This is a genomic window from Methyloversatilis sp. S146-33, from assembly GCF_059552495.1.
Map to the genome: position 1 here is coordinate 55,306 of NZ_JCANOT010000014.1, position 14,193 is coordinate 69,498.

General features: G+C 64.1%; 12 protein-coding genes. 10 read left to right on the top strand and 2 right to left on the bottom strand.

Annotated features, from left to right (window positions below; all coding sequences use genetic code 11):
• Positions 1-43: 43 nt before the first annotated feature.
• Entirely contained in the window at positions 44-1,906 is a 1,863-nt protein-coding gene (locus AC51BJ_RS02715) for a methanol/ethanol family PQQ-dependent dehydrogenase (RefSeq protein ID WP_496279261.1), read from the bottom strand.
• A gap of 350 nt (positions 1,907-2,256) precedes the next feature.
• Here AC51BJ_RS02715 and AC51BJ_RS02720 point away from each other — a divergent pair, with 350 nt between their 5' ends.
• The 3 genes from AC51BJ_RS02720 to AC51BJ_RS02730 all read left to right on the top strand — a co-directional run bounded on the left by AC51BJ_RS02720 (position 2,257) and on the right by AC51BJ_RS02730 (position 5,869).
• A complete protein-coding gene (locus AC51BJ_RS02720) occupies positions 2,257-3,012 on the top strand; it encodes a quinoprotein dehydrogenase-associated SoxYZ-like carrier (protein ID WP_496279262.1) in 756 nt (251 codons plus the stop codon).
• Entirely contained in the window at positions 3,009-3,965 is a 957-nt protein-coding gene (locus tag AC51BJ_RS02725; protein ID WP_430433652.1) for a quinoprotein relay system zinc metallohydrolase 1, read from the top strand. Before AC51BJ_RS02720 ends, AC51BJ_RS02725 begins: the two co-directional genes overlap by 4 nt.
• Positions 3,966-4,114: 149 nt before the next feature.
• On the top strand, positions 4,115-5,869 hold the full coding sequence (locus tag AC51BJ_RS02730; protein WP_496279263.1) for a PQQ-dependent methanol/ethanol family dehydrogenase: 1,755 nt from the start codon (positions 4,115-4,117) through the stop codon (positions 5,867-5,869).
• Positions 5,870-6,261: 392 nt separating this feature from the next.
• On the opposite strand, the gene AC51BJ_RS02735 is transcribed toward AC51BJ_RS02730, so the two are convergent.
• Positions 6,262-8,229 (bottom strand): sigma-54-dependent Fis family transcriptional regulator, encoded by a 1,968-nt coding sequence (locus AC51BJ_RS02735; RefSeq protein WP_496279264.1) that lies wholly within the window; start codon positions 8,227-8,229, stop codon positions 6,262-6,264.
• Positions 8,230-8,485: 256 nt separating this feature from the next.
• On the opposite strand from AC51BJ_RS02735, the gene pedF reads away from it, so the two are divergent.
• The 7 genes from pedF to AC51BJ_RS02770 all read left to right on the top strand — a co-directional run bounded on the left by pedF (position 8,486) and on the right by AC51BJ_RS02770 (position 14,165).
• Positions 8,486-8,905: a cytochrome c-550 PedF gene (gene pedF, locus AC51BJ_RS02740; protein WP_430433655.1), complete on the top strand. Its 420-nt coding sequence runs from the start codon at positions 8,486-8,488 to the stop codon at positions 8,903-8,905.
• Entirely contained in the window at positions 8,895-9,740 is an 846-nt protein-coding gene (locus AC51BJ_RS02745; RefSeq protein ID WP_496279265.1) for a substrate-binding periplasmic protein, read from the top strand. Before pedF ends, AC51BJ_RS02745 begins: the two co-directional genes overlap by 11 nt.
• 191 nt (positions 9,741-9,931) lie before the next feature.
• Positions 9,932-10,402 carry a 4Fe-4S dicluster domain-containing protein gene (locus AC51BJ_RS02750; RefSeq protein ID WP_019918660.1) on the top strand — a complete coding sequence of 157 codons (471 nt, stop codon included), beginning with the start codon at positions 9,932-9,934 and terminating at the stop codon, positions 10,400-10,402.
• 18 nt (positions 10,403-10,420) lie between these two features.
• On the top strand, positions 10,421-12,268 hold the full coding sequence (locus tag AC51BJ_RS02755) for an aldehyde ferredoxin oxidoreductase family protein (protein ID WP_430433658.1): 1,848 nt from the start codon (positions 10,421-10,423) through the stop codon (positions 12,266-12,268).
• Between the two features lie 63 nt (positions 12,269-12,331).
• Positions 12,332-13,603, top strand: a complete 1,272-nt coding sequence (locus AC51BJ_RS02760; RefSeq protein WP_496279266.1) for an NAD(P)/FAD-dependent oxidoreductase — start codon at positions 12,332-12,334, stop codon at positions 13,601-13,603.
• 2 nt (positions 13,604-13,605) lie between these two features.
• Positions 13,606-13,860, top strand: coding sequence for a sulfur carrier protein ThiS (gene thiS / locus AC51BJ_RS02765; RefSeq protein ID WP_019918657.1), 255 nt, complete (start codon positions 13,606-13,608; stop codon positions 13,858-13,860).
• Positions 13,857-14,165, top strand: a complete 309-nt coding sequence (locus tag AC51BJ_RS02770) for a hypothetical protein (protein WP_430433660.1) — start codon at positions 13,857-13,859, stop codon at positions 14,163-14,165. The genes thiS and AC51BJ_RS02770 overlap by 4 nt, the downstream gene beginning before the upstream one ends.
• Positions 14,166-14,193 lie beyond the last annotated feature (28 nt).

Here is a 14,193-nt window from a genome sequence, read left to right on the forward strand (position 1 = left end):
AGGAGTGGCCGGCCCCCGCCGGGCGGCGGGGGCGCGCCGTCGATCAGCGCTTCGGCAGCTTGAAGGCCCAGAACGAGCCGCCCTGGCTGACCTGCTTGGTCAGCTCGGCCATGTCGCCGCCCCACAGCGGCACGGCGCCGCCGTAGCCGGAAGAGATGCCGATGTACTGTTCGCCATCCTGTTCCCAGGTGATGGGCACCGACACCACGCCGGAGCCGGTCTGGAATTTCCAGACTTCCTTGCCGGTCTTGGCGTCGAAGGCCTTCACGTAGCCATCGGAGGTGCCGGTGAACACCAGGCCGCCGGCGGTGGTCAGCGTGCCGGCCCACAGCGGGAACTGTTCCTTGTGCTCCCAGGCGATCTTGCCGGTCTTCGGGTCGATCGCGCGCAGCACGCCGACGTGGTCGTCGAACAGCTTCTTGATCCGGAAGCCCTGGCCGAGGTAGGCGGCGCCCGGCTTGTAGGTGACGTTCTCGGTCCAGTAGTCCATCGCCCAGTGGTTGGCCGGGATGTAGAACAGCTCAGTGTCCGGGCTGTACGACATCGGCATCCAGTTGGTGCCGCCGAGGAATGGCGGCGACACGAAGATGGATTCGCCCTTGTCCGCACCGGCCTTGGGCTTCGGCGGATACTGGCTCTCGACCACGTTGGGCAGGCCGGTCTTCGGATCGAAGCCCTTGGACCAGGTGATACCGTCGACGAAGGGCCAGGCGCCGATCAGCGCCGTCTGCTTCCACGGGTAGCCGGCGCCGGTGGCCAGCTTTTCGCGGTCGGTCACGAAGAAGTAACCGTTGCGGTCGGCGTGCGCCGATGCCTTCACCAGCTTGCCGGTCTTCGGATCCTTGTACTCGAACAGCAGCACCGAGTTGTTGCCGGAGAAGTCCCAGGCGTCGTTCGGCGTGTGCGAGAAGAAGCCTTTCAATTCGCCGGTCGAGGCATCGACATAGGCCTGACCGGAGGTGAACAGGCTGGGCCACTTGGTCGGGCTGTCGCCTTCCTTGGTCCGTTTCCAGGTGTTCCAGGGGGCCGGGTTGCCGGTGCCGATCACGACCATGTTCTGTTCGACGTCGAACGAGGCGGTCTGCCACGGGGCACCCCCGCCATGGCTCCAGGCCTCGACCTTGCCGGTTTCGCGGCTGGGGTCATCGGGCCACGACGGCGCCTTGGCGTCGCCGGTCGTCGTGCTGTCCTTGCCGTTCAGGCGACCCATGTGGCCCTCGACCATCGGGCGCGCCCAGATTTCCTCGCCGGTATCGACGTCGCGTGCGAACAGGTAGCCGACCACGCCGAACTCGTCACCGGACGAACCGTGCACCAGCATTACGCGACCGGACTTCTTGTCCTTCACGATGAAGGGCGCACCGGACATCGTATAGCCGACCTTGTGGTCACCCCACTTCTTCGACCAGACGACCTTGCCGGTGTCCTTGTTCAAGGCCACCATGCCGGCGTCCAGCGTGCCGAAGTACACCTTGTCACCGTAGATGGCGGCACCGCGGTTCACCACGTCGCAGCACGGACGAATGTCGTCCGGCAGCCGATGTTCGTACGCCCACAGACGTTTGCCGGTCTTGGCGTCGATGGCGTACATGCGGGAATAGGAGCCGGTGATGTAGATGACGCCGTCGTGCACCAGCGCCTGGCCCTCCTGGCCGCGCTGCTTTTCGCCGCCGAAGGAGTAGGACCACGCGGGGCTCAGCGATGCGACGGTCTGCGTATTGATCTGCTTGAGCGGACTGTGACGCTGGGCCTTCATGCCCAGACCGTAGGTCAGCACGTCCTTGGTCGTCTTGTCGTCGCTGACGATATCTTCCCAGCTCACCGTCTTGGCGGCGTGCACCGGGCCTGCTGCAAGGATGCCCAGCGCGATCAGCAGTGCCGGGTTCCTGAGGGCAAACGTTTTCATCCTGACTCCTCTTTCAGTGTTGATCTGTCGTGTCGTCATCGCGGCCCCGCTTGTTTAGCGGACACAGGGCCGTGATGCGCACTGCAGGTTAGGCAGCACATGGAGGTGTCGAAGGTTCAAAGCTCCCGCAGAATCAGGGAGTCGATCCCGTTTTTCAGGACTGTTTCAGGGATGGACACTGAGTTGTCGAGGTCTGTAACAGGTGGAGGTTCGGCAAGCTTTATGCCGGATGCGAGGCCTTCCGCCTGTTGCGGGCGGCGATGGTCCTCGTCTTGCTTGCCTTGCTCCGCGGGGACCGGTTTCTGGCGCCGCTTACACATATAGAAGATGCAATGGAGGAGTTTGTCCCGATGAAGAAGGTGATTGCGGCCCTCGGGCTCGCGCTTGCGTTGGCCGGCAACGTGCAGGCGGCCGATGCCGATCCGCTGAATTCCTCGCGCTGGCCGGATCTGCAGCGCGAATATCTGAACGATGCGCCAGTGGCTTTCGATCCGCGCATCGAAGTGCTGGCGCCCAAGGTGGCTGAGGATTCGATGAACGTGCCGGTGACGGTCAGGCTGAAAGGCTTGCCGGACGTCAAGCGCGTGCTGGTGATCGCCGACTTCAATCCCATCGTCAAGGTGCTCGACTTCCAGCCGCTGCTGGCGCAGCCCGGCCTGTCCTTCCGCATCAAGCTGCAGCAGGCGAGCCCGATCCGCGCGCTGGTGCAGACCGGCGACGGCAACTGGCTGGCGGGCGGGATCTGGGTGGATGCTGCCGGCGGCGGCTGTACCGCACCGAGCACCGGCCGCAGTGCGCCGGACTGGGCGCAGAAGCTCAATCAAGTGCAGGGCAGGGTGTGGCGCGACGGACAGAACCAGCGTGTCCGTCTGCGCATCATGCATCCGATGGACACCGGTCTTGCGCCAGGCATCCCGGCCTTCTTCATCGAGCAGCTCGCCATCGTCGACGACAAGGGCGACGCCATGCTCAAGCTCGAGACGTTCGAGCCACTGAGCGAGAACCCGGTGTTCTCGTTCGATCTGCCGGACACCGGCGCGGTGGCGCTGCGCGTCGTCGGCCGCGACAACAATGGCAACCGCATCGACGCCAAGGTGCAGCCATGATGGCCCGCCTTCTTGCTGCACTGGTCGCCTTTGCGCTGAGCTTCGCCGCATACGCGGCGGCGCCTTTCGACTATCGCCTGAAGCCGGAGAAAATCGCGGACGACACTTGGGTGCTGATCGGCAGCACCGAGGACATCACGCGCGGCAACGGCGGCAATATCGTGAACACCGCCTTCGTCGTGACCAAGGAGGGCGTGGTCGTGATCGACAGCGGTCCGTCGCGCCGTTATGGCGAACAGATGAGGGCGGCCATTGCCCGCGTCACCGACAAGCCGGTCGTGCGCGTGTTCAATACGCACCATCACCCCGATCACTTCCTCGGCAATCAGGCTTACGCGGATGTTCCGATCGCCGCATTGCCCGCCACGCGCGCTGGCGAGCGTGACGACGGCGGGGCCTTCGCCGACAACATGTACCGGATGGCGGGGGACTGGGCATCCGGCACCGAGCCCCGGATTGCGCAGCAGGATGTGCAACCCGGACGGCTGACGGTGGGCGGACACGAGTTCGAACTGATTGCGCTGGAAGGGCACACCGCTGGCGATCTGGCCATCCTCGATCACCGGACCGGCGTGCTGTTCGCCGGCGATCTGGTGTTCCTCGATCGTGCCCCGACCACGCCGCACGCGTCGGTGCAACGCTGGCTGAAGTCGCTCGACGCGCTGGCGGCGCTGGGCGCGAAGAAGACGTTGCCCGGCCACGGTCCCGTGCATGCGGGTAACGCCGGCATCGAGCAGACGCGTGACTGGCTCAAGTGGCTTGATCAGACCCTGATGCAGTCGGCGGCAAACGGTCTCGACATGGCCGAGGTGATGCGCCTGCCACTGCCCGAGCGCTTCGAGCGCATGCCGCTCGCCCGCAGCGAGTTCGAGCGTTCGGTCACCCACCTGTACGGTGCCTACGAGCTGCGGGCGCTGGACAGTGTTGCACTGCCTGTGTTGCAACAAAAATGAACACCTGACCCGTTTCGCATCGCAGGAGTGCGGTGCGAACGGGATTTTCTCCTCGTTTTGGGCTGGCCCGGTTTTTGCGGTCGGTCTCCTGCCGAAAAAGGGAACCATTCCCTTCGTGCAAGAGAGAAATTCACCAACGAGGAGGAAGTATGAAAGGCTTGCGTAATTCCACGCTGTCCAGCCTGCTGGTTGCGGCGTTCGCCGCGATGGCAGCACCGCAGGTCATGGCCGGTGTGACCGACCGTGACATCGAAAACGACGCGAAGACGACCGGCGATGTGCTGTCGTGGGGCATGGGCACGGAAGGCCAGCGCTACAGCCCGCTCGACAAGATCAACGTCGGCAACGTCAAGAACCTGGTTCCGGTGTGGTCGTTCTCGTTCGGCGGCGAAAAGCAGCGCGGTCAGGAATCGCAGCCGCTCGTCGTCAATGGCAAGATGTTCGTTACGGGTTCCTACTCCCGCCTGTACGCACTCGATGCCAAGACCGGCGCCAAGCTGTGGCAGTACGAGCACCGCCTGCCGGACGGCATCATGCCGTGCTGCGACGTGGTGAACCGCGGCGCCGCCGTGTATGACAACCTGGTCATCTTCAGCACGCTGGACGCACAACTGGTTGCTCTCGACCAGAACACCGGCAAGGTCGTCTGGAAGGAAAAGATCGACGACTACCAGGCGGGTTACTCCAACACCGCAGCCCCGATCATCGCCAAGGGCCTGATCCTGACCGGCGTGTCCGGTGGTGAGTTCGGCATCGTCGGGCGTGTCGAGGCGCGCGACGCCAAGACGGGCAAGATGGTGTGGAGCCGTCCGACCGTCGAAGGTCACATGGGCTACAAGTTCGACGCCGCCGGCAACAAGACGGAAAACGGCATCAGCGGCACCACCAACGCGACGTGGCAGGGCGACCTGTGGAAGACCGGCGGCGCAGCCACCTGGCTCGGCGGCTCCTACGACGCCAAGACCGGCCTGGCCTATTTCGGCACCGGCAACCCGGCTCCGTGGAACAGCCACCTGCGCCCCGGCGACAACCTGTACTCGTGCGCGACCGTTGCCATCGACGTCGCCACTGGCCAGATCAAGTGGCACTTCCAGGGCACGCCGAACGACGGCTGGGACTATGACGGCGTGAACGAATTCGTCACGTTCGACATGAACGGCAAGCGCATGGGCGGCAAGGCCGACCGCAACGGCTTCTTCTACGTCCTCGATGCTCAGACCGGCAAGTTCGAGCGCGGCTTCCCCTTCGTCAAGAAGATCACCTGGGCCAAGGGCCTGGATGCCAACGGCAAGCCGATCTTCGATCCGGCCAACCGCCCTGGCGACCCGTCGAAGGGCGCCGACGGCAAGAAGGGTGAAGTGGTGTTCTCCGCTCCGTCCTTCCTCGGTGGCAAGAACCAGATGCCGATGGCCTACAGCCCGGACACCGGCCTGTTCTACGTGCCGGCCAACGAGTGGGGCATGGAAATCTGGAACGAGCCGATCACCTACAAGAAGGGTGCTGCCTACCTGGGCGCCGGCTTCACCATCAAGACCATCGACGACAAGTACATCGGCGCGCTGCGCGCGGTCGATCCGAAGACTGGCAAGATCGTCTGGGAAGTCACCAACAACGCCCCGCTGTGGGGTGGTGTGATGACGACCAAGGGTGGCCTGGTGTTCTGGGGCACGCCTGAAGGTTTCCTGAAGGCCGCCGACGCGAAGACTGGCAAGGAAGTGTGGTCCTTCCAGACCGGTACCGGCGTCGTGGCGCCCCCGATCACCTGGGAACAGGACGGCGAGCAGTACATCGGCGTCGCTGCCGGCTGGGGTGGCGCTGTGCCGCTGTGGGGCGGGGACGTGGCCAAGAAGGTCAACTACCTGAACCAGGGCGGTTCGATGTGGGTGTTCAAGCTGCACAAGTAATCGCATGACAACCTGTGCTGGCATAACGCTTGCATAGGTTGTATGTCCCGGCGCCTTTGGGTGCCGGGATAAAGGAAACAAGCGGGCAGGTCGCGGCGGACTGGAGCGACGTACTGGAACTTCAGGCCGAGCCCGCTTCCGGTGGTGTGATCCATCCCCGGTTTCGCGGCCGTATCCGTTCCGTTACAGGCAGTTTCGGGGTGGTGTTGTTCTCTTCAGTTAGACATGGCTCTTTGGCCGGCTTACCCAAGCCGGCCATTTTTTTGCCTGTCCGAAACCGGTGTCGAAGCACGTGCGGGGGAGATTCCCGCCCGCTGCACAGGTGGAACGTTACTGTACGAAGTGTCCAGTTCCGTGGCTGCCGTCCTGACAGTGTGGCGGCCGGAGCCTGATCAGCCTTCCTTCAGCTTGCGATAAAGCGTGGTCCGGCTGATGCCCAACTCACGCGCAGTGGCAGCCACGTTCCCCTCGTTGCGCGACAGCGATTCGCGGATCGCGCGCAGCGTGAGGCTGTCGAGGTCGCACGGTGCCTGGGTGGCGACTGCACGGAATTCGGGTTCGCTCGGAGCGAACGTCGGCGCGCCGCCCAGCTCGTCGATGAAGTCGTCCGGGAGGTGGGTCTTGCGGATGCAGCCATCGTCGGCGGCCATCACGCCCGCGGTGCGCAATAGATTCGCCAGCTGGCGCATATTGCCCGGCCACGGATGCCGCTCGAACAGCGCGACCACTTCGTCGTCGATGCGCAGCCCCTGCGGAATGGATTCCTCGCTGGCGAGAATGCGATGCACCAGCGCGCGCAGATCGTTGCGTTCGCGCAGCGGCGGCAGCATCACGGTCAGACCGTTCAGGCGGTAGTAGAGGTCGGCGCGGAAGCTGCCCTGGGCGACCAGGTCGCGCAGCTTGCGGTGGGTCGCGCAGATGATGGACAGATCGACCGGTGTTGCGCGGCCGCTGCCGAGCGGTACCACGGTGCGTTCCTGCAGCACGCGCAGCAAGCGCGCCTGCAGTGCCAGCGGCATGTCGCCGATTTCGTCGAGGAAGAGGGTGCCACCGTCCGCCTGCATGATGCGGCCCGGGTAGCCTTTGCGACGCGCACCGGTGAAAGCACCTTCCTCGTAGCCGAACAGCTCCGACTCGATCAGGCCGTCGGGGATGGCGGCGCAGTTCACGGCGACGAAGGTCTGGTCGCGGCGCGGGCCTTCGTCGTGAATGGCGCGCGCGAGCAGTTCCTTGCCGGTGCCGGTCTCCCCCTGGATCAGTACCGGGATGTCCCGCCCGAGCACGCGACGAACTTTTTCTACGACCGCATCCATCTGCGCGTCGCCGGTGCTCAGCCGAGCCAGTCCGCGGTCCTTGGCGATCTGCACCCGACTGACCGACTGACCGGATTCCGGACGCTGGACGTCCATGCTGATCACACGGGCCGGTGGACGGCTCTGATTGCCTGCTTGCGGGCGACCGAACAGCGTGCGCCCGCCGAACAGACGCAGCTCGAGCATGTCGGTGCCGCGCAGCAGCGGGTCGTACAGCGCACCCAGCGGCTTGTCGAACATCGAACTGAAGGTGTGCGTCAGCAGTTCGGCGTGGCTGCGGCCGATCAGCCGACAGGCGCTGCGGTTAGCGGACAGTACGCGGCCGTCCTGGTCGAAAGCGAGCAGGGCCTCGAACACGGTGCCTATCAGTTCCTGCTGGACATGACAGTGCAGCAGGAAACCGTCCGGGAAGGCGTGCGCGAACATCTGGTTCTCGATGGTCTGCACCGCCAGATTGATCAGCGCCAGGCTGTGATGCGACGGATTGCGCGAGTCGCCGGTGACGTCCAGCACGCCGAGCATGCGGCTGCACGGGTCGAAGATGGGCGAGGCCGAACAGGTGAGGAAGTGGTTGGCCGAAAAGAAGTGCTGCGAACCGTGCACCGACACCGGGACCTTTTCTACCAGCGCGGTGCCGATGGCGTTGGTGCCCTTGCTTTCCTCCGACCATTCGACGCCGGGCGACAGCGCGACCTTGGAGGCGCGGTCGAGGAAGGTCTGGTCGCCAACCGAGTGGATGATGAAGCCCGAGGCGTTGGTCAGCACGATCATGCTGCCCGAGCGGGCGATTTGCGCGTACAGGCCGTTCATCACCGGCGCCGCGTGCTTGAGCAGCGACTCGTTGCGCTCGCGTTCGGTCAGCAGCAGGTCGCGGCGGGCTCTTTCGACTTCGCGGCTGTTCTTGTCGGCGTCGAGGCCGCGGCTGATGCAGCGACTCCACGACGTTTCGATCAGTGCCGGCAGGACGCCTGCAGGCACTTCACCGGCGCTGCGCATGATTTCGTGTGCCTGCTCGCTGCGCGCGATGTCGGCGGGGCTTGATTCCATGGTCTCCTCCGAGCCCGTTTCCGGGATGCACGGCCGGTTGTACCGGCTCTCGCCTCCGGCAGGTTGGCGGCAGCTCGTGCCTGCGCCATCGTCCCACCGGACTGTCTCAGCTTTATAACGTGATTCGTCTCGCCGCGCTACACCTGTCTCAAAGTGAGGCCGAACTTGGCACGATTCGTGCAAACAGGCACACCCGCAAGCTGACTTGCAGCATGTGAACATCCACGGAGGAGTTATGAAAGCAGGAGCCGCAACTTTGAAGACGACGGCCATCGTCACCGCGCTGATCGCACTGGGCAGCATGACTACGATGCGTGTCGAAGCTCACGGCGACGTCGTGCCGCAGGCCGTCGATGTCAGCACGCTGAAGGCGCTGGGCGCCGAGTGGCGCAAAGAGAATCCCTACCGCGGCGACAAGGAAGCGATCCGCATCGGCAGCTCTGCCTACAACCAGAACTGTGCGCGCTGCCACGGTCTGGAGGCCGTCAGCGGCGGAATCGCCCCGGATCTGCGCATGCTGCCGATCGACGCCGAAACCGACGACTATTTTCTCAACACCGTGCGCCGCGGCCGCGTGCGCAACGGCGCCGTCTACATGCCGCCGTTCGAGGAAGCGCTGTCGCAGGAAGCCATGTGGGCGATCCGTGCCTACATCGAAACCCGTCATGAAGAGTGATTCCGCGTCGCAGCGGCGCCGTTTCCTCCTCGTCGGAGCTGGCCTGGCATTGACGGGCCTGCCCGCATGGGCGGAGGGCGACGAGGTGTGGGCCGGCGTAAAGAAGTCCGGTCTGCTGCGCGTCGCCTTCTATAAGGACTTCGCGCCGTTCTCGAACGAGGGCAAGGGTTCCGACGTCGACATCGCCGCCGCGCTGGCGGCGCGCATGGGGCTGAAGATGTCGCCGATGTTCTTCGACGCCGACGAGAACATGGGCGACGACCTGCGCAATATGGTCTGGAAGGGCCATTACATGGGTTACGGCCCGGCCGACATGATGATGCACGCGCCGGTCGATCGTGAGTACATGGCCCGACAGGACAAGGTGGAATTCATCGCGCCGTATCACCGCGAACGCTATGCCGTCGCTTACGACAAGCGCCGTGTGGATAACCTTGAAACGATGGCGCCGTTCGAAAAGCTGCCCTGTGGCGTGGTGGTCGATACGCTGCCCGATTCGCTGATGCTGTCGGCCGACGGCGGGCGTTATCGCAGTCAGCTCAAGCATTACAAGACGCTGACGGAGGCGATGGCCGCCTTGCGCTCAGGCGAGGTTGCCGGGGTGATGGCGCTACAGGGCGAACTGGAAGGGGCTGTCGCGGGTGACGCGAACTTCCCGGTCGGCCCGGCTCCGATCGCATTGCTCAATACTCGCCAGTGGCCGGTCGGCATCGCCATCCGCAAGGGTGAGCAGCAGCTCGGGCGCGCCATCATGGAGGCGATGAATGCGCTGGTCGCCGACGGCGAAATCGAGCGCATCATGGCGCGGCACAATATCAAGTGGCGTGCACCCTGAGTGTTCAGGTGTCCAGTTTATGGACACCTGGACACCTGTCTCGCAAATAAGGATTTTTTGAGACAGCGGAAGCACACAGGCGCCAAATTCCGAGCGCTAAAATATGAAGTGTTTTTCATAGCGGGGCGACTTTCCCGCCAAAAGAACCCTGCGAACCGTGTCACGCCCAGAACGTGGAGGAGCGAATCAACATGCAGAAGTCCCTACACATCGATCCCTCGAAATGCACCAGCTGCCTGCAATGCGAAATGGCCTGTTCGTTCGAGAACTACGGTGTATTCAACAACTCGCTGTCGCGCATCAAGGTGTTCGACTTCCACCACACGGGCGCCAAGGTTCCCTACACCTGTACGCAGTGCGATGAAGCCTGGTGCATGCACGCCTGTCCGGTCGAGGCGATCAAGCTCGACAAGACCAACGGCGCCAAGGTCGTGTTCGAGGACGTGTGCGTGGGCTGCAAGGTGTGCACGATCGCCTGTCCGTTCGGCACCGTGAATTACGTGGCCGAGACCGGCAAGGTGCAGAAGTGCGACCTGTGCGGCGGCAACCCGGCCTGTGCGGAAGCCTGTCCGACCGGCGCCATCACCTATGTGGACGCCAACTGGACCGGTCTGGACCGCATGCGCCAGTGGGCAGACAAGCTCGGCAACCAGCCCGCCTGATTTTCGGAGGAACACAAAATGGCATGGACCCGCAAAATCCTGCGCGTTAACCTGACCGACCGCACCTGCAAGAGCGAGCCTCTGAACATGCAGTGGGCTCAGGACTATCTCGGCCAGCGTGGTCTGGCGACAAAGTATCTGGTGTCGGAAATCGATCCCAAGGTCGATCCGCTGTCGCCGGAAAACAAGATCATCTGGGCGACCGGTCCGCTGACCGGCACCATGGCCTCGACCGGCGGCCGCTACTCGGTTGTCACCAAGGGCCCGCTGACCGGCGCCATCGCCTGTTCGAATTCCGGAGGTTACTTCGGCGCCGAGCTGAAGTTCGCCGGCTGGGACATGGTCATCATCGAAGGCCGTGCGTCGAGCCCGGTCTATCTGTCGATCGAGAACGACAAGGTCGAAATCCGCGACGCGTCCCATCTGTGGGGCAAGACCGTCTGGGAAACCGAAGAAGCGATCAAGGCGGCCCATCAGGATCCGCAGGTGCGCGTGTCCTGTATCGGCCGTACCGGCGAAGCCGGCGTGCTGTACGCCGCCATTGTCAATGACCTGCATCGCGCGGCCGGCCGTTCCGGCGTCGGCGCGGTCGCCGGCTCGAAGAACCTGAAGGCACTCGTGGTGCGTGGCACCCTCGGCGTCGGCAATCTGGCCAACCCGAAGGAGTTCATGAGGGTTACTTACGAGAAGAAGAAGATCCTCAAGGAGAACGCGGTCACCGGTCAGGGCCTGCCGACCTACGGCACCCAGGTGCTGATGAACGTGATCAATGAGATCGGCGCCATGCCCACGCGCAACCACAAGGACGTGCAGTTCGAGGGCGCGCGCAAGATCTCGGCCGAAGCGATGCACGAGCCGCGCGAATCCGACGGCAAGGCGCAGCTGGTGAACAACCAGGGCTGCTTCGGCTGCACCATCGCCTGTGGTCGCATCTCGAAGATCGACCAGACCCACTACACCGTGGTGAACAGCCCGAAGTACTGGGGCGCCTCCGGCGGTCTCGAGTATGAAGCGGCGTGGTCGCTCGGCTGTGCCAACGGTGTCGATGACATCGAGGCGCTGCAGTACGCCAACATGCTGTGCAACGAAGACGGCTTCGATCCGATTTCCTTCGGCGCCACCATCGGTGCGGTGATGGAACTGTACGAAATGGGCGTGCTGACCAAGGAAGAGATCGGCATCGAGGCGCCGTTTGGTTCGGCCCGCGCGCTCACCTTTCTGGCCGAACAGACGGCCCGTGGCGAAGGCTTCGGCAAGATCGTCGGTCTCGGCTCCAAGCGCCTGTGCGAGAAGTACGGCCACCCCGAGCTGTCGATGTCGGTCAAGGGCCAGGAATTCCCGGCCTATGACGCGCGGGGCGTGCAGGGCATGGGCCTGACCTACGCCACGTCGAACCGCGGTGCCTGCCACCTGCGTTCTTACACGATTTCGTCCGAAGTGCTTGGCATCCCGGTCAAGACCGATCCGCTGACCACCGAAGGCAAGCCGGCTCTGGTCAAGGCCTTCCAGGACGCGACCGCAGTGGTGGACTCGTCCGGCCTGTGCGTGTTCACGACCTTCGCCTGGGCGCTGTCGGACATCCAGCCGCAGCTCCAGGCCGCCTGCGAGGGCGACTGGTCGATGGAGAAGCTGGACCTGATGGGCGAGCGCATCTGGAACATGGAGCGTCAGTTCAACAACGCCGCCGGCTTCACCCGCAAGGACGACGATCTGCCGCCGCGCCTGAAGAACGAAGCAGCTACGGTCGGTCCCGCCAAGGGCCTGGTGTCGGGCATCGACAAGATGATTCCCGAGTACTACGAACTGCGTGGCTGGGATACCGAAGGCCGTCCGACGGCGGAAACGGTCGCTCGCCTGGGCCTCTGATCGAAGTCGTCGCATGAACACAGCGCGCCCTCCGGGGCGCGCTGCATTTCAGGAGCATCACTCATGAAGCACGTCATCATCGGTAACGGGCCGGCCGGTGTGGTCGCCGCCGAGGCGATCCGTCGCGCCGACCGCAGCGCCGACATCGTCATGATCGGCGATGAGCCCGAGCCGCCGTACTCACGCATGGCCATCCCCTATCTCCTGGTCGGCAATATCGACGAGAAGGGCACATGGCTGCGCAAGACCGACGGTCACTTCGCGTCGCTGAACATCAAGGAAATCATCGGTCGTGCCAAATCGGTGGATACGACCGGACGCAATGTCCATATGGAAGACGGCACGGTGCTGCCGTACGACCGCCTGCTCATCTGCACCGGTTCGCATCCGCTCAAGCTGCCGGTGCCGGGCATCGATTCGCCGAACGTGCACAGTTGCTGGACGCTGGACGACGCCCGCCATATCGCTGCCAAGGCAAAGAAGGGCGCGCGCGTGCTGCAGATCGGTGCCGGCTTCATCGGCTGCATCATCATGGAAGCGCTCGCCTCGCGCGGCGTGAAGCTGGACATCGTCGAAATGGGCGACCGCATGGTGCCGCGCATGATGACGTCCAAGGCCGGCAGCATGATTGCGCGCTGGGTGAAACAGAAGGGCGTCAATGTGCACACCAGCGCCCGCGTTACCTCGATTCGCCAGAACGGCGACGAGCTGATTGCCACGCTGGGGGACGGCACCGAAGTGGTGGCCGATCTCATCATCGCGTCGGCTGGCGTAAAACCGAATGTGGCCTTCCTGCAGGGCAGCGGCATTGCCTGCGCGACCGGCATCCTGATCGACGAACGCTGCGAGACCAACATCCCCGGCGTGTTTGCGGCGGGTGACGTGGCAGAAGCAGTCGATTTCTCGACCGGCGAGCGTCTGGTCAATGCGATCCAGCCGAATGCGGTCGATCAGGGCCGTGTCGCGGCGATGAACATGATCGGTCGCAACACGCGTTCGCAGGGCACGATGGCCATCAACGTGCTCGACACGCTGGGCCTGATCTCGGCTTCCTTCGGGCAGTGGTGGGGTGCCGACGGCGGCGATTCGGTCGAGTTGATCGACGAAGAGCGCTTCCGCTACATCAGTCTGCAGTTCAAGGACGACGTGCTGGTGGGCGCGACCTCGATCGGTCTGACCGACCACGTCGGCGTGCTGCGCGGCCTGATCCAGACCCGTACGCCGCTGGGCAGCTGGAAGCAGCGCCTGATGCACGACCCGCTGCGGGTGATGGAGGCCTATCTGTCGATGGCTCAGGCGCAGAGCGCGCCGCCGCTGGCCGAAGCGCTGCACTGAAGATGCGCGTGACGCTGAAGTTGTACGCCTCGCTGTCCGATTTCTTGCCGGACGAGGCGAAGCGCACGAACGAGTGGCCGATGGACGTGCCCGAAGGAACGACGGTTGGCGATATGATCGCGCGCCATCAACTTCCTGCGCGGCTCGTCCATCTGGTTCTCGTGAACGGTCATTTCATTCCTCCTGCCAGCCGCGATGCGCGCGCTCTGGTCGATAACGACGTACTCGCCATCTGGCCGCCGGTGGCGGGCGGATGAGCGCCGCCTTTCCGCTGAAGCCGGAAGAGATCACCGCCGGGCAGGTCGTGCGCGTGATGAGCATAGGGCGCGAAGAGTTCTTCCAGATGCTGCCTGGCGCGGTCGAATTGCCTATCGTCCATCGCGGTGACAGCGTGAGCGGCCGTGGCTGGACGGTATCCGTCGAGGTGCTGCCGGCGCTTCACATCGCGCTGCTGAGCCTGCCTCGCCTGCGGGTGCAGATCGACTTCACGGTTCGCGATGTCGATTTCATGGCCGCCTTCATGGCGCGCTTCGACCGGCATTTCCAGCGCGGCGGCGGCTGAGTCCGGCCAGAATTTCAGGTCGGGCTGG

Bases quoted from the DNA above. Each gene is read 5' to 3' on its own strand.
- AC51BJ_RS02715 (WP_496279261.1), bottom strand. From the start codon at position 1,906: ATGAAAACGTTTGCCCTCAGGAACCCGGCACTGCTGATCGCGCTGGGC.
- AC51BJ_RS02720 (WP_496279262.1), top strand. From the start codon at position 2,257: ATGAAGAAGGTGATTGCGGCCCTCGGGCTCGCGCTTGCGTTGGCCGGC.
- AC51BJ_RS02725 (WP_430433652.1), top strand. From the start codon at position 3,009: ATGATGGCCCGCCTTCTTGCTGCACTGGTCGCCTTTGCGCTGAGCTTC.
- AC51BJ_RS02730 (WP_496279263.1), top strand. From the start codon at position 4,115: ATGAAAGGCTTGCGTAATTCCACGCTGTCCAGCCTGCTGGTTGCGGCG.
- AC51BJ_RS02735 (WP_496279264.1), bottom strand. From the start codon at position 8,229: ATGGAATCAAGCCCCGCCGACATCGCGCGCAGCGAGCAGGCACACGAA.
- AC51BJ_RS02745 (WP_496279265.1), top strand. From the start codon at position 8,895: ATGAAGAGTGATTCCGCGTCGCAGCGGCGCCGTTTCCTCCTCGTCGGA.
- AC51BJ_RS02750 (WP_019918660.1), top strand. From the start codon at position 9,932: ATGCAGAAGTCCCTACACATCGATCCCTCGAAATGCACCAGCTGCCTG.
- AC51BJ_RS02755 (WP_430433658.1), top strand. From the start codon at position 10,421: ATGGCATGGACCCGCAAAATCCTGCGCGTTAACCTGACCGACCGCACC.
- AC51BJ_RS02760 (WP_496279266.1), top strand. From the start codon at position 12,332: ATGAAGCACGTCATCATCGGTAACGGGCCGGCCGGTGTGGTCGCCGCC.
- thiS (WP_019918657.1), top strand. From the start codon at position 13,606: ATGCGCGTGACGCTGAAGTTGTACGCCTCGCTGTCCGATTTCTTGCCG.
- AC51BJ_RS02770 (WP_430433660.1), top strand. From the start codon at position 13,857: ATGAGCGCCGCCTTTCCGCTGAAGCCGGAAGAGATCACCGCCGGGCAG.